General features: G+C 53.6%; 16 protein-coding genes and 1 tRNA gene. 9 read left to right on the top strand and 8 right to left on the bottom strand.

Annotation, left to right across the window (positions count from 1 at the left end; translation table 11 throughout):
* Positions 1–94 precede the first annotated feature (94 nt).
* On the bottom strand, positions 95–814 hold the full coding sequence (ubiG, locus tag JT31_RS19285) for a bifunctional 2-polyprenyl-6-hydroxyphenol methylase/3-demethylubiquinol 3-O-methyltransferase UbiG (RefSeq protein ID WP_038480956.1): 720 nt from the start codon (positions 812–814) through the stop codon (positions 95–97).
* Positions 815–974: 160 nt separating this feature from the next.
* Between ubiG and gyrA the strand changes: the two genes are divergently transcribed.
* Positions 975–3,611 (top strand): DNA topoisomerase (ATP-hydrolyzing) subunit A, encoded by a 2,637-nt coding sequence (gene gyrA / locus JT31_RS19290; RefSeq protein WP_038480959.1) that lies wholly within the window; start codon positions 975–977, stop codon positions 3,609–3,611.
* Between the two features lie 288 nt (positions 3,612–3,899).
* Complete coding sequence (gene rcsC / locus JT31_RS19295; protein ID WP_038480962.1) at positions 3,900–6,752, top strand: two-component system sensor histidine kinase RcsC; 2,853 nt, start codon at positions 3,900–3,902, stop codon at positions 6,750–6,752.
* 65 nt (positions 6,753–6,817) lie between these two features.
* On the opposite strand, the gene rcsB is transcribed toward rcsC, so the two are convergent.
* Positions 6,818–7,468 (bottom strand): response regulator transcription factor RcsB, encoded by a 651-nt coding sequence (gene rcsB, locus JT31_RS19300; protein ID WP_038480967.1) that lies wholly within the window; start codon positions 7,466–7,468, stop codon positions 6,818–6,820.
* A 16-nt stretch (positions 7,469–7,484) separates the two neighbouring features.
* A complete protein-coding gene (rcsD, locus tag JT31_RS19305; protein WP_038480969.1) occupies positions 7,485–10,145 on the bottom strand; it encodes a phosphotransferase RcsD in 2,661 nt (886 codons plus the stop codon).
* Positions 10,146–10,981: 836 nt separating this feature from the next.
* Between rcsD and JT31_RS19310 the strand changes: the two genes are divergently transcribed.
* The 6 genes from JT31_RS19310 (at position 10,982) to mgtE (ending at position 18,463) form a co-directional block, all read left to right on the top strand.
* Entirely contained in the window at positions 10,982–12,076 is a 1,095-nt protein-coding gene (locus JT31_RS19310) for a porin OmpC (RefSeq protein WP_038480972.1), read from the top strand.
* A 281-nt stretch (positions 12,077–12,357) separates the two neighbouring features.
* Positions 12,358–13,404, top strand: coding sequence for an FAD:protein FMN transferase ApbE (gene apbE / locus JT31_RS19320; protein ID WP_038480978.1), 1,047 nt, complete (start codon positions 12,358–12,360; stop codon positions 13,402–13,404).
* A 73-nt stretch (positions 13,405–13,477) separates the two neighbouring features.
* The gene (gene ada, locus JT31_RS19325) at positions 13,478–14,551 is read left to right on the top strand and encodes a bifunctional DNA-binding transcriptional regulator/O6-methylguanine-DNA methyltransferase Ada (RefSeq protein ID WP_081948201.1); all 1,074 of its coding nucleotides are present in this window, start codon (positions 13,478–13,480) and stop codon (positions 14,549–14,551) included.
* Entirely contained in the window at positions 14,551–15,192 is a 642-nt protein-coding gene (alkB, locus tag JT31_RS19330) for a DNA oxidative demethylase AlkB (protein ID WP_038480981.1), read from the top strand. Before ada ends, alkB begins: the two co-directional genes overlap by 1 nt.
* An 83-nt stretch (positions 15,193–15,275) precedes the next feature.
* Positions 15,276–16,922: a multidrug ABC transporter permease/ATP-binding protein gene (locus JT31_RS19335; protein ID WP_038480986.1), complete on the top strand. Its 1,647-nt coding sequence runs from the start codon at positions 15,276–15,278 to the stop codon at positions 16,920–16,922.
* Between the two features lie 113 nt (positions 16,923–17,035).
* Complete coding sequence (gene mgtE / locus JT31_RS19340) at positions 17,036–18,463, top strand: magnesium transporter (protein WP_038480989.1); 1,428 nt, start codon at positions 17,036–17,038, stop codon at positions 18,461–18,463.
* A gap of 42 nt (positions 18,464–18,505) precedes the next feature.
* Here the strand turns inward: mgtE and JT31_RS19345 are convergent, their stop codons facing one another.
* The 4 genes from JT31_RS19345 to JT31_RS19360 all read right to left on the bottom strand — a co-directional run bounded on the left by JT31_RS19345 (position 18,506) and on the right by JT31_RS19360 (position 21,828).
* Complete coding sequence (locus tag JT31_RS19345) at positions 18,506–19,507, bottom strand: glycosyltransferase family 8 protein (protein ID WP_052049026.1); 1,002 nt, start codon at positions 19,505–19,507, stop codon at positions 18,506–18,508.
* 157 nt (positions 19,508–19,664) lie between these two features.
* Positions 19,665–19,741 (bottom strand) — tRNA-Pro (locus tag JT31_RS19350).
* Positions 19,742–19,817: 76 nt separating this feature from the next.
* Positions 19,818–21,581 (bottom strand): LPS biosynthesis-modulating metalloenzyme YejM, encoded by a 1,764-nt coding sequence (gene yejM / locus JT31_RS19355; RefSeq protein ID WP_038480992.1) that lies wholly within the window; start codon positions 21,579–21,581, stop codon positions 19,818–19,820.
* A gap of 19 nt (positions 21,582–21,600) precedes the next feature.
* Positions 21,601–21,828 (bottom strand): YejL family protein, encoded by a 228-nt coding sequence (locus JT31_RS19360; RefSeq protein ID WP_016537389.1) that lies wholly within the window; start codon positions 21,826–21,828, stop codon positions 21,601–21,603.
* Positions 21,829–21,964: 136 nt separating this feature from the next.
* Here JT31_RS19360 and yejK point away from each other — a divergent pair, with 136 nt between their 5' ends.
* The gene (yejK, locus tag JT31_RS19365) at positions 21,965–22,972 is read left to right on the top strand and encodes a nucleoid-associated protein YejK (protein WP_038480995.1); all 1,008 of its coding nucleotides are present in this window, start codon (positions 21,965–21,967) and stop codon (positions 22,970–22,972) included.
* 58 nt (positions 22,973–23,030) lie between these two features.
* On the opposite strand, the gene JT31_RS19370 is transcribed toward yejK, so the two are convergent.
* Positions 23,031–23,486 carry a DOPA 4,5-dioxygenase family protein gene (locus tag JT31_RS19370; RefSeq protein WP_052049027.1) on the bottom strand — a complete coding sequence of 152 codons (456 nt, stop codon included), beginning with the start codon at positions 23,484–23,486 and terminating at the stop codon, positions 23,031–23,033.
* Positions 23,487–23,534: the final 48 nt, after the last annotated feature.

A 23,534-nucleotide genomic window follows, 5' to 3' on the forward strand; every position in this document is an offset into this window, starting at 1 on the left:
TTTTGATCGGGTGCTGATTTCTTAAACTTCATCGATAATTGCGCAACGATTCTGGCGCAATTATCGATAATCAATCCTTATACGATATGCCGATTTATGCTTCAGTATGCAGCATATAATTAACATCTACCCCTGGGCCGAGCTTGAACACATTGGTGACGGGGTTGAAATGTAAGCCGGTCATGTGGCGCTCGCGGAGAGGGGTTTCATCCACCCAGCGTAACAGCTCGGCGGGCTTGATGAACTTTTTAACATCGTGCGTGCCTTTCGGCACCATGCGCATCACATACTCAGCGCCGACGACGGCCATCAGCCAGGCTTTGCCGTTGCGGTTGATGGTAGAGAAGAAAACGTGGCCGCCGGGTTTAACCAGGCGAGCACAGGCGTGGACCACCGACTGCGGGTCAGGGACGTGCTCCAGCATTTCCATGCAGGTCACAACGTCATACTGCCCGGCGTGTTTAGTCGCGTGTTCTTCGGCCGTCTCCTGGACGTAATTGACCTTAACGCCGCTTTCCAGCGCGTGCAGGCGGGCAACCTGCAGCGGTTCAAAGCCCATGTCCAGGCCGGTGACGTTAGCGCCTTCACGCGCCATGCTCTCCGCAAGAATGCCGCCGCCGCAGCCAACGTCGAGAACGGTTTTGCCGAACAGCCCACCGGCGCGCTGGTTGATATAGCCTAAACGCAGCGGGTTGATGCGGTGCAGCGGCTTAAATTCACCTTCCAGATCCCACCAGCGGGAAGCGACAGCTTCAAATTTGGCGATTTCCTCGTGGTCGACGTTCTGCGTAACCGGTTGGTTTTCAGCATTCATTACAGCGGTGACTCCTTGCAGATGTTAAGGCAGGCAGTATATCAGGCTAACGGCGTGAATAAAGCGCCGACAATTGCGTTCAGGTTTCCCCACACAGGGCCGGATGTGTTATAATTTGCGACCTTTGAATCCGGGAAAACAGTAGAGGGATAGCGGTTACATGAGCGACCTTGCCAGAGAAATTACGCCGGTCAACATTGAGGAAGAGCTTAAGAGCTCGTATCTGGATTATGCGATGTCGGTTATTGTCGGCCGCGCACTGCCAGATGTCCGAGATGGACTTAAGCCGGTACACCGTCGCGTACTATACGCGATGAACGTATTGGGCAATGACTGGAACAAAGCATACAAAAAATCCGCCCGTGTTGTTGGTGACGTAATCGGTAAATATCACCCTCATGGTGATACCGCGGTTTACGACACCATCGTCCGTATGGCACAGCCATTTTCCCTGCGTTACATGCTGGTCGACGGCCAGGGTAACTTCGGTTCCGTAGACGGCGACTCCGCCGCGGCGATGCGTTATACGGAAATCCGTATGTCGAAAATCGCCCACGAACTGATGGCAGACCTGGAAAAAGATACGGTTGATTTCGTCGATAACTACGACGGCACCGAAAAAATTCCGGACGTCATGCCAACCAAAATTCCTAACCTGCTGGTAAACGGTTCATCCGGTATCGCAGTTGGGATGGCGACCAACATTCCGCCACACAACATTACCGAAGTCATCAACGGCTGCCTCGCGTATATCGAAGACGAGAACATCAGCGTTGAAGGCCTGATGGAGCACATCCCTGGCCCGGACTTCCCGACTGCCGCTATCATTAACGGCCGCCGCGGTATTGAAGAAGCCTACCGTACCGGTCGCGGTAAAATTTATATTCGTGCCCGCGCCGAAGTAGAAGCGGATGCGAAAACCGGCCGCGAAACCATCATCGTTCATGAAATTCCTTATCAGGTGAACAAAGCTCGCCTGATCGAGAAAATCGCCGAGCTGGTGAAAGACAAACGTGTAGAAGGCATTAGCGCCCTGCGCGATGAGTCTGACAAAGACGGTATGCGTATTGTTATTGAGATTAAGCGCGACGCCGTTGGTGAAGTGGTGCTCAATAACCTTTACTCCCAGACCCAGCTGCAGGTTTCCTTCGGTATCAACATGGTGGCACTGCACCATGGTCAGCCGAAGATAATGAACCTGAAAGATATTCTTTCTGCTTTTGTGCGTCACCGTCGCGAAGTGGTTACCCGTCGTACCATTTTCGAACTGCGTAAAGCGCGCGATCGTGCCCATATCCTCGAAGGTCTGGCGATCGCCCTGGCGAACATCGACCCGATCATTGAGCTGATTCGTCACTCGCCAAATGCCGCAGAGGCAAAAGCTGGCCTGATTGCTCGTTCGTGGGATCTGGGTAACGTTGCCGCGATGCTGGAACGTGCTGGTGACGACGCCGCGCGTCCTGAGTGGCTGGAGCCCGAGTTTGGTATCCGCGACGGCCAGTACTTCCTCACCGAGCAGCAGGCTCAGGCGATTTTGGATCTGCGTCTGCAGAAACTGACCGGCCTCGAGCACGAAAAACTGCTCGATGAGTATAAAGAGCTGCTGGAGCAGATAGCCGAACTGCTGCATATCCTGGGCAGCGCAGAGCGCCTGATGGAAGTTATCCGTGAAGAGCTGGAAGCGATGCGCGATCAGTTCGGCGACAACCGCCGCACCGAGATCACGGCTAACACCGCGGATATCAACATTGAAGACCTGATCAACCAGGAAGACGTGGTGGTCACCCTGTCTCACCAGGGCTATGTGAAGTATCAGCCGCTGACCGATTATGAAGCGCAGCGCCGTGGTGGCAAAGGCAAGTCAGCCGCACGTATTAAAGAAGAAGACTTTATTGACCGCCTGCTGGTGGCCAACACCCATGACACGATCCTGCTGTTCTCCAGCCGTGGTCGCCTGTACTGGATGAAGGTTTATCAGCTGCCGGAAGCGAGCCGTGGCGCACGTGGCCGCCCAATTGTGAACCTGCTGCCGCTTGAGCAGGACGAGCGCATCACCGCGATTCTGCCGGTGCGCGAGTACGCGGAAGGCATCAACGTGTTCATGGCGACCGCAAGCGGCACCGTGAAGAAAACCGCGCTGACCGACTTCAGCCGTCCACGTTCTGCGGGCATCATCGCCGTTAACCTCAATGAGGGTGACGAGCTGATTGGCGTTGATTTAACCAACGGCAGCGATGAAGCCATGCTGTTCTCGGCGGCGGGTAAAGTGGTACGCTTCAAAGAAGACGCCGTTCGTACCATGGGCCGTACCGCAACGGGCGTTCGCGGTATCAAGCTTGCCGGTGACGATAAAGTCGTTTCCTTGATCATTCCACGCGGTGAAGGCGCGATTCTGACCGTGACTCAAAACGGCTACGGTAAACGTACCGCTGCGGCAGAATACCCAACCAAGTCTCGTGCAACGCAGGGCGTTATCTCCATCAAAGTAACCGAGCGCAACGGCAGCGTTGTTGGCGCGGTGCAGGTGGAAGATACCGACCAGATCATGATGATCACCGATGCCGGTACGCTGGTGCGTACTCGCGTGTCTGAAGTCAGCGTGGTCGGGCGTAACACCCAGGGCGTCATCCTCATCCGTACCGCGGAAGACGAAAATGTTGTGGGTCTGCAGCGCGTAGCTGAGCCTGTGGACGACGAAGATCTGGACAGCATCGACGGCAGCGTCGCGGAAGGGGACGATGAAATCGCTCCGGAAGCGGATACTGAAGATGATGCCGCGGACGACGCGGACGAATAATCCGGAATAGTCTGTAAATAAAGGGCCGCATTTGCGGCCTTTTAACGTTCTGACAGTAAAGGAATAAGCGTGGTTATTCCTTTACTGTGGTTATCTGAAGAAAATCAATGAATTGATTTCCCTGGTTTATTTGCAACTGCTCTCTGGAAGAACGATGCTTGTCTAAGCACAGTTCTGTATCTGGAAGGCCGCTTTTGCGGCCTTTTTTGTTTGCCGTTGCGGGCCAGGGGTTTTGCGGCTACCTTAAGCGCATCTCTATTTACTCTCTCGCGTACCGCCAGGCTTAATTTGAAATATCTCGTCTCTTTTCGAAGCACCCTTAAAATTTCGCGTTACCTGTTCAGGGCGCTAGCGCTGCTGCTCTGGCTGCTGATCGCGCTGTTTTCCGTGTTTTACATCGTTAACGCGCTGCACGATAAAGAGTCGGAGATTCGTCAGGAATTTAACATCAGCTTTGACCAGGCCCAGCGCTATATCCAGCGTACCTCGGACGTGGTGAAAGAGCTGAAGTACATTGCTGAGAACCGCCTTACCGCGCCAAATGGCGTCCTGCCGCCGCTCGAACAAAGCACCGATAAAACCGATGCGCCAACGTTTATGCCGCTGTTCCCGGACTCGGACTGCTCGGCGGTCAGCGCGACGTGGCGAAGTTCGCTGCAGTCTCTTTCATGGTTCCTGCGCTACTGGCGCGATAACTTCTCAGCGGCCTACGATCTCAACCGGGTATTTCTGATTGGCGGCGATAATTTGTGTATGGCGGACTTTGGGCTGCGTGATATGCCGCTGGAGCGGGAGAGCGCGCTGAAAACGCTGCACGAGCGCATTATGAAATACCGCACCGCGCCGCAGGATGAACGAGCCAATAGCATCTACTGGATTGGGCAGGGGCCGCGCGCCGGTATTGGTTATTTTTATACCCTGACGCCGGTTTATCTGGCGACCCGCCTGCAGGCGCTGCTGGGCATTGAGCAAACGGTGCGCATGGAGAACTTCCTGACGCCGGGCACGCTGCCCATCGGGGTGACCATTCTGGATGAAAACGGTCATCCATTAATTTCTCTGACCGGCCCGGAATCTCGTATTGAACCTGAAAGCCGCTGGATTCAGGACCGCTCCTGGTTTGGCTACACCTCGGGCTTTAAAGCGCTGGTATTGAAGAAGAATCTGCCGCCGTCGTCGCTGAGCGTTATCTATTCCGTTCCCGTTGACCTGGTGCTGGAAAGCATCAGGATGCTGATCCTCAATGCCGTGTTACTCAACGTTCTGGTCGGGATTGTGCTGTTTACCCTGGCACGCATGTATGAACGCAGGATTTTTATCCCTGCCGAAAGCGATGCCCAGCGGCTGGAGGAGCACGAGCAGTTCAACCGGAAAATTGTCGCGTCTGCGCCGGTGGGTATCTGTATCCTGCGAACGCAGGACGGTACCAATATTCTGAGTAACGAACTGGCGCACAATTACCTCAATATGCTGACCCACGAGGACAGGCAGCGGCTGACGCAGATTATCTGCGGTCAGCAGGTTAATTTTGTCGATGTGGTGACCAGCAATCATACCAATCTGCAGATTAGCTTTGTGCATTCGCGCTACCGCAATGAGAACGTGGCGATTTGCGTGCTGGTTGACGTGAGCGCCCGCGTGAAGATGGAAGAATCGCTGCAGGAGATGGCTCAGGCGTCCGAGCAGGCCAGCCAGTCGAAGTCCATGTTCCTTGCCACCGTCAGCCACGAACTGCGTACGCCGCTGTACGGCATTATCGGTAACCTCGATCTGCTGCAAACGAAAGAGCTGCCGAAGGGCGTCGACAGGCTGGTCACGGCAATGAATAACTCCTCCAGCCTGCTGCTTAAGATCATCAGCGACATTCTCGACTTCTCAAAAATTGAGTCCGAGCAGCTGAAAATTGAGCCTCGCGAGTTTTCACCGCGCGAGGTGATGAGCCACATTACCGCCAACTATCTGCCGCTCGTGGTTCGTAAGCAGCTTGGGCTTTACTGCTTTATCGACGACGACGTACCGCTAACCCTGCAGGGTGACCCGATGCGGCTGCAGCAGGTGATTTCTAACCTGCTTAGCAACGCGATTAAGTTCACCGATATTGGCTGTATCATCCTGCATGTTTCCGTTAACGGAGACTACCTGAGCTTCCGGGTTCGCGATACCGGGGTGGGGATCCCGACCAAAGAAGTCACCAGGCTGTTCGATCCGTTCTTCCAGGTCGGTACCGGCGTGCAGCGCAATTTCCAGGGAACCGGGCTGGGACTGGCGATTTGCGAAAAGCTTATCAGCATGATGGACGGTGATATCTCCGTGGATACCGAAGCGGGAATGGGGAGCCAGTTTACGGTTCGCATCCCGCTGTATCAGGCGCAGTTTGCGCCGAAGAATAACGTCGAAGGGTTGGCGGATAAGCGCTGCTGGCTGGCGGTTCGCAATGATTATCTCAGCAGCTATCTGGAATCTCTGCTGGTGAAAAATGGGCTACAGGCTCACTTCTGGTCGGGCGAAACGCCGGGCAGCGACGATATTCTGATCACCGATGACAATCTTTCTGCTCCGTGGGGCGGACGGGCGGCAATTGTCTTCTGCCGTCGCCATATCGGAATTCCCGTTGAATTTGAGCCTGGCCGTTGGGTCCACAGCGTAGCCGCGCCTCACGAGCTTCTACCTCTGTTGGGGCGGATTTACAGTATTACCGTAGACGTGCCGGGCAGCTCTCCTGCGCTGACGGCGGCGAGCGAAATCAGCGAGCAGAACGACGATATGATGATTCTGGTGGTTGACGATCATCCGATTAACCGTCGCCTGCTGGCGGATCAGCTTGGATCGCTCGGTTACCAGTGCAAGACGGCGAACGACGGCATCGACGCGCTTAACGTGCTCAGCAAAAACCATATTGATATTGTGCTGAGCGACGTCAACATGCCGAACATGGACGGCTATCGCCTGACCCAGCGCATTCGTCAGCTGGGGCTGACGCTGCCGGTCATCGGCGTGACGGCCAATGCGCTGGCGGAAGAGAAACAGCGGTGTCTGGAGTCCGGCATGGACAGCTGCCTGTCTAAACCGGTGACGCTCGACGTTATTAAACAGACGCTGGCGGTTTATACCGCTCGCGTTCGCAGTACCCGTAATGCCTGATAATTCGGTACCATAAAAAAGCCCCGCGGTTAAATGCGGGGCTTTTTTTCATGCAGATGCGCTAATTACTCTTTGTCCGCTGGCGTCAGGCTCACGGAAGAAAGGTAGTTCAGCAGCGCAATATCGTTTTCCACACCCAGCTTCATCATCGCTGATTTCTTCTGGCTGCTGATTGTTTTGATGCTGCGGTTCAGCTTGCGGGCAATTTCGGTCACCAGGAAACCTTCTGCGAACAGGCGGAGGACTTCACTCTCTTTCGGAGAAAGACGCTTGTCGCCATAGCCGCCGGCGCTGATTTTTTCCAGCAGGCGAGAGACGCTCTCCGGCGTGAATTTTTTACCTTTCTGCAGGGCGGCGAGCGCTTTAGGCAGATCGGTTGGGGCGCCTTGTTTGAGGACGATCCCTTCGATGTCCAGATCCAACACCGCGCTAAGGATAGCCGGGTTGTTGTTCATGGTCAGCACAATGATCGACAGATCCGGGAAGTGACGCTTGATGTATTTAATCAGCGTAATGCCGTCGCCGTATTTGTCGCCCGGCATGGAAAGATCGGTGATTAAAACATTGGCTTCAAGCTTTGGTAAGTTGTTAATAAGCGCCGTGGAGTCTTCGAATTCACCGACAACATTCACCCATTCGATCTGCTCCAGAGACTTACGAATGCCGAACAGAACAATCGGATGGTCGTCAGCAATAATTACGTTCATATTGTTCATCTAATAGGCTACCTTGCTACAGCAGACTTTTGACATAAGCATCAATGTCGCTGATATATTTTTGTATGTCTGGAGCGTCACTTTCACGAATGTGGTGCTCCAACGTTTCACATAACTGTTTGCCGGGCACGAGATTCAGCATCGCAAACACGCCCTTCAGGCGGTGCGCTGTCTGAGCCAGAGCGGCAAAGTCGCCCGCTGCAGATTCAGTATACAGCCTGGTAACATCTTCCGGTACCGTGTCGACAAACAGCGCGTAATAACCGCTGGCGTGCAGCTGAGCGTTTTCATCGCCGCCCAGAGGCGAGTCCGGCGTATCTTCCTCCGCCAGTTGGTTTTCAATCAGCTGCAGAACGGCATCCTGCATCGCATTGCTGATATTAAAGTTGACCCGGAACTGGCCTGGGGCGATTTTCCGCATCCCGTTTTCATCATCGCTTAAAAGCAAGCCCGAAGCAGTAAGATTAGACGGATTATCAGTGAGGAAGATATCAAAGTCTTGACTCGCCAGTCTTTCGTCCGGGGAAATACAGTTTGCGCCCCAGTTTTCCAGCATTCTGGTCACAATGGTACGCACCTCATTGGAGGTGATATCCAGCATTGCCACGACATCATCCAGCAGTTTTTCTTCCTGCATCTCCGCCTGGGGCTCAGCGGCCATTCTGATGTGTAAATTATAGCGCGTGCCGATGTCCGGGCGCGTTTTGATGTTCAGGTGGCCACCGAGCTTGCGCGCAAGGCGATCGCAGAGATAAAACGCGAGACCATTGGCCTGGCCGTAGCGGTCTTCACTTGTCTCGTTAAGGAACGGGAAATGCAGATTATCCACTTCTCCGTTGCCGATCCCGTTGCCGGTATCAAGCACACGGAACAGCAGGCGATCCGGCCCGGCTTCCTCTTCGCTGATTTCAAGCGTAATTTTGCCAATCTGCGTGGTCGTCACCGAGTAATGCAGCAGGAGTTCCAGAATTTTTCGCAGCACGTCTTTGTCGCCGTGGCGTTTTTCATCGGCCGGCAGGTTGTTGTTGATGAGCAGCTGTAGCCCTTTACGCTTGATAATCGGCAGCATCGACAGCGCCACTTCATCGACAAGCGACTGGATGGAAAACTCGCTGGCCTGGGTTTTCCAGCTGTCTGCTTCCAGCATATTCAACAACTGAATTTCATCGACCAGGCGCACAATAGTCTGTGCATCGTTCGAGAGCTGCAGGTGTTTATCGTCGTTAATTTCTGCCGCATGTTCGGCCAGCTGCTTAACCGGCAGCTGTAGCGCCTCGCCAATGTGCTGCATAAAGGCGGCGCGGCCCTGCTGGTTTTTCTCATACAGGCGCTGGGCCTGCTTGAGCTTCTTGTTTACCAGAATTTCACGATCCTGATCGCGGATAACAAAAATCTGCGTGCGCGGCGCTATCTGGCTGCGAAACTGACGAATCTCATACAGCTCATTATTTACCGTGGCCTGAATAACGCCCTGGTGCTGATCCGCCATCGAAATGATGTTTTGCAAGTTCAGATGGGGCAGCAGGTGGTCGGCAATTTTGTTGCTTATTACCGTGCGATTGGCATCGAGGTCGTGGACCAGCAGGCCAAGCGGCAGGATGGCCACGATCTCTTCGTTTAGCGCCCGCAGGATTTGTAGCTCACCGTTACCCGGATTGCTTTCGGTCTGGCGCTGGGGCTGCTGGCGGAAGGTCGCGAAGCCAAAAACGGCTAACCCGAGCAGCGCAATGTTCAGCAGCAACGGCAGAAGAATGTTTTGCAGCGTATCCATCATCAGCGTACCAAACGGTACCTTCCACACCAGTTGGAGCTGAGTTGTGGCCACCGGTGCGGTGATTTCAATCCGGGCGCTATTAAAATTAATGCTCACGCTGTCCGGATCGTCTTTATCCGTTGCCGTAGCGGCGGCCCGCTGGCGCTCATCTGGCTCGAGCTGGAAGCTGTCCAGCGACATTGTCGGTGGAATAAGATCGTTAATAGGCAAATCAAATGCGACCACGGTGGCCAGATGCCCAGGCTGATTAAAGGTGGTTCGAAGCGTGAAGTAATGGCCGTTTTGCCAGTTTAGCTTGCGCAGCGAAGAGAAACTTTCGCGCTCGTCCAGGGCATTGGCCTGCTGCAGCATCTCTGCCCGGCGTGAGTCCACGATGGTACCAACGCCAGAGTCTTTAAAGCCGGAGGAGAGATCTTTTAGCGGCAGGGTAGAGACCAGGATCATGCTGTTGTCCTGGCCGTTCAGGTAGTACATCGACCAGGGGCTGTTCTCCGCGCCCCAAAGCGTGTCCAGGTAGCCGGATATCCGCTGCGTCATTTCCAGCGTAGAGCTGTCATGGGAGCCAAAGATCAGCGCTTCGGTTTTGCTGCGTGGCTTGTCGAGGTAATACACGTCCTGGCGCAGGCGGGTTTCCTGCAGGTTTTCCCCAGAGGCCGCAGGCGCGGTGGCAATATTGTCGTAGATTTGCCACGTCGCATAGCGATAGGTTTCTACCCGCTTATGCAGGGCATGCGTGATGTCGACAATCTGATAGCTTTTGTCCTTCAGCCAGGCATTAACGGCGCTTTGCACCAGCACGCCCATGGAGACGAGCAGTACGATGGTCAGCAGCAAAAAGAAGCGCGTAATGTTGCCGGGGAACAGTGAGAACTTATTTAGCGACGTATTTTCAGACTGGCTCATTGTATGTAGGTAACCCGGCGAAGCCTCGCCAATCCTGGATGATAGATAGCCCAACTGATTGCGTGGGCCGTTTAGCCTTAGCGTCTTCGCGCCGGCAGACGCTAAGAATACCTTTATATGGCGATACAGTCAGCAATCTGACGCAGTATAGGGGGTTCTCAGGCGTTTTTCAGGTGACTGATTATTAGGATAAATCCTTAAATAAGAATTTACGTTAAGTTACTGAGAGAGATTTGTACAGTTGGGGAAGATTTGTACAGCTATTTGTGGCGAACGCAGAGAGGCAATAAAAGGCTGTTTTTAAGAATCATCTGGGTTGTGCATGAAATATGGAGAAAAAAAGCAGATTGATTAATTAACAGACGTTACAAATTGCATCGGTAGCAGGAGAATATTAAAGTTGTGTAAAGAAGGGCAAAAAAAACCGGATGCGAGCATCCGGCACTAATAGGGGTAAACGGACATTCAGATTCGAATGACGGTAATAAATAAAGTTAATGATGATAGCGAGAGTGATTTTATCGCTGAAAGTAAGAAAAAAATTATCATTCAGTGCTACTTTTTTATTTTTGGTCTAACTTATTGTTTTTAATGCATTGTTATTATTTTTTGATTATTCATGCTTATATTTTTAGCTATTCGTGCTAAAAAAAGTTCCCTCTGATTTACATTTGGATACATCTATATTGATAAATGAAACATCTATATAGTTTTCGTATCATATTCTCGTTGGATTATTCAGCCTTTGTTTTGGACAATGAATTTGCCGACTGATTAGAGGGTTAATCAGTAAGCAGTGGTAAATAAAATAAGGCATATAACAGAGGGTTAATAAGATGAAAGTTAAAGCACTATCCCTTCTGGTACCGGCTCTGCTGGTAGCAGGCGCTGCAAATGCAGCCGAAATTTATAACAAAGACGGCAATAAATTAGACCTGTACGGTAAAGTTGATGGTCTGCACTATTTCTCCAATGATAAAAGCGCTGACGGCGACCAGACTTACGTTCGCTTCGGCTTCAAAGGCGAAACTCAGATCAACGACCAACTGACCGGTTACGGCCAGTGGGAATACAACGTTCAGGCGAACAACACTGAAAACTCAAGCGATCAGGCCTGGACTCGTCTGGCGTTTGCTGGTCTGAAGTTCGGTCAGGCGGGTTCTTTCGACTATGGTCGTAACTACGGCGTTGTTTACGACGTTACTTCCTGGACTGACGTTCTGCCAGAATTCGGTGGCGATACCTACGGTGCTGATAACTTCATGCAGTCTCGTGCAAACGGCGTTGCAACCTACCGTAACACCGACTTCTTCGGTCTGGTTGATGGCCTGAACTTTGCTCTGCAGTATCAGGGTAAAAACGGCAGCGCTAGCGGTGAAGGTTCTACCAACAACGGTCGTGGCCTCCTGCGTCAGAATGGTGACGGCTTCGGCGGCTCCCTGACCTACGATCTGGGTGAAGGTTTCAGCCTGGGTTCAGCAATTTCTAGCTCTAAACGTACTACCGATCAGAACGCCGCTGGCGTACTGGGTCACGGTGATGACGCCACTACCTACACCGGCGGTCTGAAATACGACGCTAACAACATCTATCTGGCATCTCAGTACACCCAGACCTACAACGCAACTCGCGCTGGTAGCCTGGGCTTTGCTAACAAAGCACAGAACTTCGAAGTTGTTGCTCAGTACCAGTTCGACTTCGGTCTGCGTCCATCCGTGGCTTACCTGCAGTCTAAAGGTAAGAACCTGGAAGGCTACGGCGACCAGGATCTGCTGAAATATGTTGATGTTGGCGCGACTTACTACTTCAACAAAAACATGTCCACCTACGTTGACTACAAAATCAACCTGCTGGACAAAAATGACTTCACTCAGGCTGCCGGCATCGGTACCGATGACGTTGTGGGTGTAGGCCTGGTTTACCAGTTCTAATCTCAGTCAAAATGACAAAGGCGCCGCAAGGCGCCTTTGAGACTGCTGACAAAGTTCATTGCTATAAAAAAGTCCGAACCAAGGTCTAATAAAAACAATGAATAATGTTCTCTGGTTTGCCCCAAACGGTCGAAAACCACGTCTTTCGGCTGTTTGTCATCAATCTGAAAGGCGCCGCAAGGCGCCTTTTTTCTGTCTTAAACCTCAATGGCTCGCCGCTTGCCTCATCTCTTTTCCCCTTTTGCTGTACTCTTAGCCTCCCGAAACAGGAGAGTGACACCATGGATTTACGCCTTATTCGTCGCGGCTGCTTTGCCGTAGCCCTTATAGCCCTGGCAGGGTGCGATAACGCCCAAAACAGCGCCGCAAAGTCGGTGGTGCTGGAGGGTAAAACCATGGGGACTTACTGGCGTGTTAGCCTGGCCGACGTGGACGCCGCGCAGAAGACGACGCTGCAGAAAAAAATTCAGGCTCAGCTGGATGGCGATGACAAATTGATGTCGACCTGGAAAAAGGATTCGGCACTTTCCTTTTTTAACCAATCGACCAGTACTGAACCGTATCCGGTAAGCGAGGCGATGAGCGATATCGTCACCATGGCGCTGCGGATTGGCGCCAAAACCGACGGGGCGATGGACATTACGGTTGGGCCTCTGGTCAACTTGTGGGGATTTGGACCGGATAAACAGCCTCTGCACACCCCAAACCAGGCGCAAATCGACGCCGCGAAAGCGCTAACAGGCCTGCAGCATCTTAAGGTGGTAAATGCGGCCGGGCAGCAGTGGTTGCAAAAGGATCTGCCGGGGCTGTATGTCGATCTGTCGACTATCGGGGAAGGTTACGCCGCCGATCATCTTGCACGCCTGATGGAGCAAAATGGCATTAGCCGCTATCTCGTGTCCGTCGGCGGGGCGGTGGCCACTCGCGGGACAAATCCGGACGGCAAGCCTTGGCGCGTGGCCATTCAGAAGCCGACCGATCGGGAAAATGCCGTTCAGGCAATGGTCGATATTAACGGCCATGGGATCAGTACTTCAGGCAGCTACCGTAACTATTACGAACTGGATGGCAAACGTATCTCGCACATTATTAACCCTCAGACCGGGCGACCAATCGAGCACAAACTCGTTTCCGCGACCGTTATTGCCACCACGGCTATGGAGGCTGATGGTTGGGATACCGGCCTGATGGTACTGGGGGAAGAAAAAGCGAAGCAGGTCGCGCAGCGAGAAGGGCTGGCGGTTTATCTCATCAGCAAAGAAGGAGATGGCTTCCGCAGCTGGATGTCGCCGCAGTTCAAAACCTTCCTCCTCGACGAGAAAAATTAAAAAGCAAGAACCCGAGTTTTTCATCCGGCCCTGGCTGCCATGATGGTATCGTTAAGATAAGCATGAGGTCGTGATGATGAAACAGAACAACGGTTATATTACAGAGCAGCAACGCTGGCAGGCGGTTGAGCAGCGTGATGCCCGGGCTGACGGGCAGTTTGTCTTTGCCGTCAAAACGACCGGGATCTTCTGCCGGCCATCCTGCAGCGCCCGCCGTCCGCTGCGTGAAAATACGGGGTTCTACACTTCGCCCGAAGCGGCGCTGAAGGCCGGTTTCCGAGCCTGCAAACGCTGCCAGCCGGACAAGCTTGCCCCTGAGCTGCAGCGAGTTGCGCGCATCGAACAAGCCTGCCGCATTATTGAAGCCAGCGATTCACCTCTCACGCTTGATGAGCTGGCAGGACAGGTTGCCATGAGCAGCTTTCACTTTCATCGACTGTTCAAAAGCGTCACCGGCGTAACGCCGAATGAATGGCAAAAAGCGCATCGTGCTCGTCGGCTGCGTGACGCGCTCGCGCAGGGAACAGAGGTAACAAAGGCCATTTTTGATGCCGGGTTTCAGTCCGGCAGCGCGTTCTACCATCAGGCTGATGCCGCGCTGGGCATGACGGCGAGCCAATACCGAAAGGGCGGGGCCCGTACGCACGTGCAGTTTGTGGTCGGCACCTGCCAATTGGGAGAGTTTCTGGTGGCTGAAAGCGAGCGGGGCATTTGTGCGATTTTGTTGGGTGAACATGCCGAAGCGCTGATAAGTGAACTCGAAACCGAGTTTCCCCGTTCACAGCTCATGCCGGGTGATGAAACGTTTGAGTCACGCGTTGCGCGGGTGATTAGTTTTATTGAGTCGCCAGGAACTGAATTTATCTTACCTCTCGACATTCGCGGCACGGCATTTCAGCAGTTGGTATGGCAGGCATTAAGAGCCGTTCCGCCCGGAGCTACCGTGAGCTACAGCGAGCTGGCGGCACGTATAGGTAAGCCCGCCGCCGTTCGTGCCGTGGCCGGTGCATGTGCGGCCAACACGCTTGCGGTCGCCATTCCCTGCCATCGAGTGATCCGCAGCGATGGTGGTTTGTCCGGCTACCGCTGGGGCGTGGAGCGCAAACGTCGGCTTCTGGAAAACGAGAAGCAAAGCCTGGAGGAATAATGCTGGATTTGTTCGCCGATGAGGCCCCCTGGGAAGAACCGCTCGCAGAAGGCGCAATTATTCTGCGCCGCTTTGCCCGGGAGGATGCCGCCGCGCTGATGGCGGCCGTTCATCAGGTATCGCAGCAGGCGCCTTTTCGCCATATGGTCACGCCCGGTGGACATACCATGTCGGTGGCGATGACCAACTGCGGCGAGCTGGGCTGGAGCACAAACCAGCACGGCTATCTCTATTCACCGAAGGACTCGCTGACCGGCCAGTTCTGGCCTCAGCTTCCCTCTCTGTTTCAGGACGTCTGCGCGCGAGCTTCGCATGCTGCGGGATACGCGGATTTTGACCCTGATGCCTGCCTGATCAACCGCTATGCGCCCGGAACAAAGCTTTCTCTTCATCAGGATAAAGACGAACCGAATCTGCGTCAGCCGATTGTTTCTGTCTCCCTGGGTTTACCTGCCGTTTTTCAGTTTGGCGGGCTACAGCGTAGCGATCCGCTGCAGCGCGTCATGCTTGAGCATGGCGACGTGGTGGTGTGGGGAGGCGCATCACGGCTTTTCTATCACGGCATTCTGCCTCTCAAACCCGGCTTTCATCCCCTTACCGACCAGTTCCGCTATAACCTGACCTTTCGCCGCGCGTCGTAAGGCAAATAAAAATAAGAATTATTCTTGCTGTGGACGGCGAGCCGTTTAAACTGCTCGCTGTTTTATTTTGCAGGTAGGGAATAATGGAGCTACTTCGTGTGGTTTATCGCCAGTATCGCTGGCCTTTTATGATGGTCATGGCGTTAAGCCTGGCAAGCGCCGCGCTGGGCATCGGCCTGATTGCCTTTATTAATCAGCGGCTGATTGAAACGCCAGATATCACCCTCGCGGTGTTGCCGGAATTTTTGGGCCTGCTTTTATTGCTGATGGCCGTGACGCTGGGCTCCCAGCTGGCATTAACTACCCTCGGTCACCATTTTGTTTTTCGCCTGCGTAGCGAGTTTATTAAGCGCCTGATGGATACCGACGTTGAGCGGGTCGAACAGCTTGGCAGCGCGGCGCTGTTGGCGGGGTTAACCAGCGATATTCGCAACATCACCATCGCTTTTGTGCGCCTGCCGGAGCTGGTGCAGGGCATTATTCTGGCTATCGGCTCTGCGGCCTATCTGGCCTGGCTCTCGCCGAAAATGCTGGGCGTCACCACCGTGTGGCTGGTGATAACCATTGTCGGTGGCTATTTGCTGGTGGCGCGGGTATACAAACATATGGCCCAGCTTCGGGAGATCGAAGATAAGCTCTATAACGACTACCAAACCGTCATCGAAGGGCGCAAAGAGCTGGCGTTGAACCGCGAGCGAGCGGAACGGATTTACCAGGATACCTACACGCCTCATGCTGCCGATTATCGAAACAACATTATCCGGGCGGATACCTACCACCTGAGCGCTGTAAACTGGTCAAATATTATGATGCTGGGCGCAATTGGCCTGGTGTTTTATATGGCTAACAGCCTGGGCTGGTCCGATACCAACGTAGCAGCCACTTTCTCTTTAACGTTGTTATTCCTGCGCACGCCACTCCTTTCTGCCGTGGGAGCCTTACCGACGCTATTAAGCGCCCAGGTTGCCTTTAACAAGCTGAACAAGTTCCAGCTCGCGCCTTACGATGCCCGGTTCCCCCGTTCGAAAGAAGCTGGGAACTGGCAACAGCTTGAAATGCGCGATGTGGTATTCCAGTACGGTGACAATAGCTTCGGCGTAGGCCCGCTTAATCTCACCATTAAGCGCGGAGAGCTGCTGTTCCTGATTGGCGGCAACGGCAGCGGAAAATCTACCCTTGCGATGCTGCTTACCGGACTTTATCAGCCGGTGAGCGGGGCTATTTACCTTGATGGAAAAAGAGTTGAGGCCGAAACGCAGGACGACTACCGCAAGCTATTCTCGGCAGTCTTTACCGACGTCTGGCTGTTCGACAGGCTTCTTGGACCACAGGGTAAGCAGGCTAACCCTGAGCTGGTGGCCAGCTGGCTTGAGCGGCTGAAGATGAGCAGCAAGCTGGAGCTGGAAAACGGCACCATTCTTAACCTCAAGCTGTCGAAAGGTCAGCGCAAGCGCGTGGCGCTGCTGCTGGCGCTGGCGGAGGAACGCGATATTATTCTGCTGGACGAATGGGCCGCAGACCAGGATCCTCATTTCCGCCGGGAGTTCTACCAGGTGCTGCTGCCGCTGATGCAGCAAATGGGGAAAACGGTGTTTGCCATCAGCCATGACGATAATTACTTCATCCATGCCGACCGCCTGCTGGAAATGCGCCAGGGTAAGCTTAGCGAACTTACCGGCCATGAGCGGGAGCAGGCGTCACGCGATGCCGTAGCAAGAACGGGCCATTAGGTCAGCGTTTTCTAAACAAAGTAAAAAAAACCAGTCTATTAAGGCTGGTTTTTTGTTTTCTTCATCTTCCCGCGCTATAAACTAACTCGTCGTTTCAAGGGAACAGTTTATTTATGACAGCCATTCAGAAGTACAGCACCAAAGAGCGCGACCAGGATCGGGCGCGCATCCTGCAAATCTTGCTGACGAATAAGGCCGTTGCCAGCGGCATTCTGGCCAAAGAGCCGCTCGCTGAAACGCAAAGTGCTGAACAGGATATCGCCGAGATAGTGACGCTGGTAGGGCGGCTGCCCGCGCCGGATCTCGCCGATGTCCTGGAAGCATTGCCCACGGAAGAGCGTTTAGCGCTGTGGAGCCTGATTACCGAAGAGCGGCGCGGTAGCGTACTGGTCGAAGCGGCAGAAACCGTCTGGGACGATCTGATTGAGGATATGAGCGATAAAGCGTTGCTTAACGCGCTACGCCCGCTGGATATTGACGATCAGATCTATCTGGCGCAATACCTTCCTCGCGATCTGGTCGGGCGCCTGCTGGCGACGATGCCGCAGAATGAGCGCACCCAGGTTCGCCAGATCCTGCATTATGACAAGCACAGCGTCGGTGCGATCATGGACTTTGAAGTGATCACCGTGCGTCCTGACGTCACGCTTGCCGTGGTGCAGCGCTATCTTCGACTTCGCGGTAAAGTCCCGCAGAACACCGATAAACTGTTTGTCACCAGCCGGGACAAAACGCTGTTGGGGGAGCTGGACCTCACCGCGATTTTGCTGCATGCGCCGCAAACGCCGGTGTTTAAAGTGATGGACGACAATCCCACCTGTTTTGCTCCGGAAGATCACGATGAAAAAGCCGCACGTACCTTTGAGCGTGACGACTTAATCAGCGCCGCGGTTATCGATAGCGCCGGCAAGCTGATGGGCCGCTTAACGGTCGATGAGATTGTTGACGTGGTGTACGAGGAAACCGACAGCGATTTGCGCCGCATGGGTGGCCTGAGCACGGAAGAGGACGTCTTTGCGCCGGTGAGCAAAGCCGTTCGCACCCGATGGGCGTGGCTTGCCATTAACCTTTGTACTGCGTTTGTGGCTTCGCGTGTGATCGGGCTCTTTGAACATACCATTTCTCAACTGGTGGCCCTGGCGTCTCTGATGCCGATTGTGGCCGGGATCGGCGGCAACACCGGTAACCAGACTATTACCATGATCGTGCGCGCGTTAGCGCTACAGCATATTCAGGCCGGCAATATCTCATTCCTGATGTTGCGCGAGCTTGGCGTGGCGTTGATCAACGGCCTGGTCTGGGGCGGCGTGATGGGAACGATTACCTGGCTGTTGTATAACGACGCAGCGATGGGCGGCGTCATGACGCTGGCGATGATCCTGAATCTTTTGGTTGCGGCGCTGATGGGCGTGGTGATTCCGATGACGATGACCAAACTGGGCAAAGATCCCGCCGTCGGCTCAAGCGTAATGATCACGGCGATAACCGACACCGGCGGATTCTTTATCTTCCTCGGCCTGGCAACGTTGTTCCTGCTGTAATCCGATATAACGCCCTGAATGGCGTTCAGGGCGTAGCGGTTTTTATTTCTTCAGTCCGGATTTTTTCACGATATACCTAATTTGTGAAATAAGACTGGAGAGGTATTTCTTCTGGCGGTATTCGTGCTTAGAACGCAGTTTTAACAGGGTGGTTGTATGGGCATCCTGCAGCGGCAAGCCTTTCCAGGGCGATTGCTCGTAGGCAATATCAAAATAGACCGACGACGGGTAACGCATCCATTGTAACCAGGGTTTTGAGCTGCTGGTGTAGTGGATAAAGACCGTCTCATCGGTAATAGTTTCGCTATGCAGATGTGACGTTTTGAGACCAAAGTGATGGGCGGCGTCATAAATCTGATTATATTTTCCCGGCAGCAACAGGCTGTTTTTATGGAAAAGAATATTCAGCACGTCCTGATCGAGGAAGCTGTATTCCGTCGTTTTATCCCCAATCATCGCCAGCGCTTTTTCGGTAAAATTGTTCAGCTTCCACTGTTCGAGATTCAGGTAAATCACCCCGGCATTAAAATAATTACCTTCTATTCCCGGCAAACCCAGTCGCTCCTCGCACGTCTGCTGTACTAACCCCAGATCCGGGACCACGGCGGCATACTTTTCCCCTAATTTGAGATCCAGGAGAGCGTCAGGACTAGCTTTGCACATCACGTCGGCATCAAGATAAAGAACGGTTTTCTTAGTCGATGACAGAGAGTTAAACGCAATAAAGCGATAGTAGGTCGCGACGGTCCATTTGGCCCGTACGGGGAAATCTGAGAAGGATGTTTTGTCGATCAGATAAATATAAATATTTGTCTGGAATTTTTGCGCCAGCGCGTTAAATTTTTCGAGATGATCGTTGCTGATAAAATCAGTGAAAAAATGGAAGTTGAATTTCTTACTGCTATTAATGAGCACTGATACGGCAGAAACGGCGGCACCTAATAAAAAATTCTTGTCGATGCTATAGACAACATCATGTGCCTCTTCACCTTCAGCCAGGGAGAGATACTCATTACTCACAATATACTTAACAACATGTTCCATTTCGAATTAGCCTATTTCTTTGCCTGTAGGGCTTTTCCCTAATGGCGTAATATGTCAAAAATCCGCCCCTGACGGAAGTGGCTGTACTTTATTTGCACGGCAGATGGAAGATTTCAGGTACAAAAAAACCAGCCACTGAGGGCTGGTTTTAAAATTTTGGTCGGCACGAGAGGATTTGAACCTCCGACCCCCGACACCCCATGACGGTGCGCTACCAGGCTGCGCTACGTGCCGACGCAGAAGAATAATACTACATTTTTTCGCGTTGATTGCAAGGACGGTTACGGCTAACTGTCTTATAAATAAACAATTAGTTGGCGATGAAACGCTTCTCGTCGGTCAGCACCTGCAGCAGCAGATCAAGCTGAGGCTTGGTCTCTTCGATTCTCTTGCCCTGCAGATCGTACATCCTGTAGTTGCCGTTATTGCTAAGCACCAGCGTCATTTCCGGCGTGGTCACGGCCAGGGTTTCGTTGTCGGCCCCAATCACCCAGTTATTGCGACGGGTGGCGGTAAACAGATCTTCACCCTGTGAATATTCATTTGCCGGCGTTTTAACGTGCAGCAGACGCTGCATCAGCGTTGTCATGACATCCTGATGATCGGTGAGCTTGGTGATGGTCTGTGCTGGCGTACCCGGCCAGTGGATCACCAGCGGTACCTGAATATGAGCCCGTGACCAGGCAAAAGCATCGCGCTGTGCGCCAAGCGGGACACCGTGTCCTGCGGTAACGATCACCACGGTATTTTGCAGTTTACCCGCCGCCTGAAGCGCATCCAGCACGCGTTTAATCTGTTCATCTACGTTGCCGGCCGCGCGGGAATAGCGCCGCTCAAAGCCCTGCTGGTTGCCGTTGTCGTCAATGCTGGTGCCGTTAAAGGCCACCCATGAGAACCAGCGGTTATCGTCAGAGGCATACTGATTGAGCCAGTTAATCCACTGTGTTGCCGTCTGGCTGTCGCCCTGGTTTTTAGCCGGACGTAGCGAGAAGTCGGAGAGCAGGGCCTGGCGGTACATTGCCGAGTTAAAGCCGTCGGAGGCAAAAAGGCCAAGCTGGTAGCCCTGCTGGTTTAAGCCGGTAATCAGCGCGGCAGGGGTACGTTTTGATAGCACGCCGTCCATATAAGCCGGTGAAATGCCGTAGAACAGGCCGAAGATACCGCTGTCGGTACTATTCCCGGAGCTCATGTGCTGGGTAAAGCGGATATTGCCGGCGGCGAATTCGCTCAGCGCTGGCATATCTTTGCTCACGCTGTCTGCGTTCAGGCCGTCCACGGTAATCAGCAGAACATTGTTGCCGATACCCATATCGCGGAACTGCAGGTTACTCAGCGGATACTGCACCGAAAGCGCTTCCGGGCTGCCTTGCTCAACCAGACGACGCTGGTACTCTTGCGCATCAAGCAGGCCGTGTTTTTCAAGGAAGCGGCGTGCCGTCATCGGGTAAGAAAGCGGCAGATTCGCCCGCTGCATGGTTATCGGGCGATAAAAGTTAGCATCCGCCCAGATGTACATCAGGTGGCTGCTAAAGAAAGAGATAAAGAACAGAATCACTAAAGGACGCACGTATTTACGGCGACGGCCGAGGCTGCGCAGCTTCTGCCAGCTCCACGTCGCAAATAGCATCTCAATAAGCAAAATCACCGGTGCGCTGATGAACATCAGCTGCCAGTCGCGGGCCATCTCCCCCTGGTCAGGGTTAATCACCAGATCCCAGACGGTGGGATTAAGGTGAAGGTGGAAGCGCGTGAAAACTTCGCTGTCTATCAGCAATAGCGTCATGCCCGCCGTGGCTAAGGCAGCGCTGATAAAGCGCAGCAGGCGCTGCGACATCACGATAAACGTCAGCGGAAAAATCAGCAGTAAATAGGCAGCAAACACCAAAAAACTAAAGTGCCCAACGACGCTAAGGTACGAATAAACTCGCCCCGTCAGCGTCGTTGGCCAGTCGGCAATAAACAGATAGCGGCTACCCAGCAGCATGGCCAGCAGGATATTAAACAGGGCGAACCAGTGTCCCCAACTGACCATCTGGGAAACTTTTTCGCGGTAGCGCTGACGGTTAGTCACCATAACTTGTTACGATAGTTCCTTAGTGGGCTTTATCTTCGCTCACCGAAGCTTGAAGCGCCTCGGCAAAGGAGCGAGCCAAAGGACGACGCTGAGCGGACGCCACGCTGGTGTTTATCAGATTGGTGACCATATTTCCCAAAACCATCAGGGAAAGATCGGTAGGCGCGTGGTGTTTTTCCAGCACGCCGGCCAGTTCGGTCAGCATCGCTTCAACTTGTTCGTCACTGTAGCGGGATGTTTGTGGCATAAATTAAAAATCATTCGTATTCGGGAAAGGGCATTATCTTACCGTAGCAGGGACGATTTTTCCGCTTTTTTATCACGACTTGCGTCCCGGTAGCGGCGGTGGTTGAATACCGCCCGGTCTTAAAGGAGAGTTTAACATGAGTCTGGATATCAACCAGATTGCCCTGCATCAACTGATTAAGCGCGATGAGCAGACGCTGGACGTCGTGCTTCGCGATTCGCTGCTGGCAACCGACGGTGCCGTCGAAGATATGATGGCGGAGCTGCACCGCGTGTACAGCGCCAAAAATAAAGCTTACGGCCTGTTCAGCGAAGAGAGCGAGCTGGCCGAAGCGCTGCGTTTACAGCGTAAAGGCGATGAGGATTTTCTTGCCTTTACCCGTGCGGCGACCGGTCGCCTTCGCGATGAACTGGCAAAATACCCGTTTGCCGACGGCGGCATTGTGCTGTTTTGCCACTATCGTTATCTGGCGGTGGAATATTTGCTGGTGGCGGTGCTGAACAATCTGAGCAGCATGCGCGTTAACGAAGAGCTGGATATTAGCGCGACCCACTACCTGGACATCAACCACGCGGACATCGTCGCGCGTATTGATTTGACTGAATGGGAAACCAACCCGGAGTCTACCCGCTATCTGACCTTCCTGAAGGGCAGAGTGGGGCGCAAAGTGGCCGATTTCTTTATGGACTTCCTGGGCGCCAGCGAAGGCCTGAACGCAAAGGCGCAGAACAAAGGTCTGCTGCAGGCGCTGGACGACTTCACCAATGAAGCCCAGTTGGACAAAAACGAGCGCCAGGCCGCGCGGCAGCAGGTTTATGCCTACTGCAACGAACAGCTTCAGGCGGGAGAAGAGATTGAACTCTCTTCATTGGCCGATGAGCTGCCGTGGGCGGTTGACGACAAGAACTTCCAACAGTTTACCGCCGACAAGGGCTACGAACTGGAAGAGAGCTTCCCGGCCGATCGCGGAACTCTGCGTCAGCTGACTAAATATGCCGGTAGCGGCGGCGGGCTGACGATTAGCTTCGATGCCATGCTGCTGGGCGAGCGTATTTTCTGGGATCCGGCGACGGATACCCTGACTATCAAAGGGACGCCGCCGAACCTGCGCGACCAGCTCCAGCGCCGCACTTCCGGGAAATAACCCGTCAAAACGGCCCGCATATTACCGGCGGGCCGTATCAAGTACCCATTGCTTAAGCCTACGATGCGACCGTAGGGCAAGTATTTGGGATGTATTCTGGCTCCGGACCTTCGCTTTCGGGCAGGCGGTGCAAATTTCGAATCTCCAGCTTTTCCCCCATCCAGACTGCGTGAGCGGTATGGTCGGCTTTGGGGTGCCCGGTATTAGGGTGCAGCAGCACGGTTAGTCCGCTGCGGTTGAGCATCAGCCACGGCGCCAGGCGCACAAATTCATCGGGCATAAAAGCGACCTGGTACATCGGCAGGGCGTGAGGGCCAACGGGCTCGTCGTGCCAGCGCCCGAGCAGCACGGAAAAACGCTGCGCAATTTCTTGCCGAATCCTTTCCGCGGTCGCCCTCTGCTGAGGCGTCTCGAAATAGATATGGGCGTGGTAGCTTTGTATCGTCCTGATAGCCTGGATATCCGTTTCTACGGCGGGTGTCAGCGATGCACCTGCGGGGGTTTTTTCAACCATGGAAGTTATCTCTCAGTGCCAGGCGTGGCGTCGGGAATGCTTATATAA

Source organism: Cedecea neteri, from assembly GCF_000757825.1.
Lineage (GTDB): Bacteria > Pseudomonadota > Gammaproteobacteria > Enterobacterales > Enterobacteriaceae > Cedecea > Cedecea selenatireducens.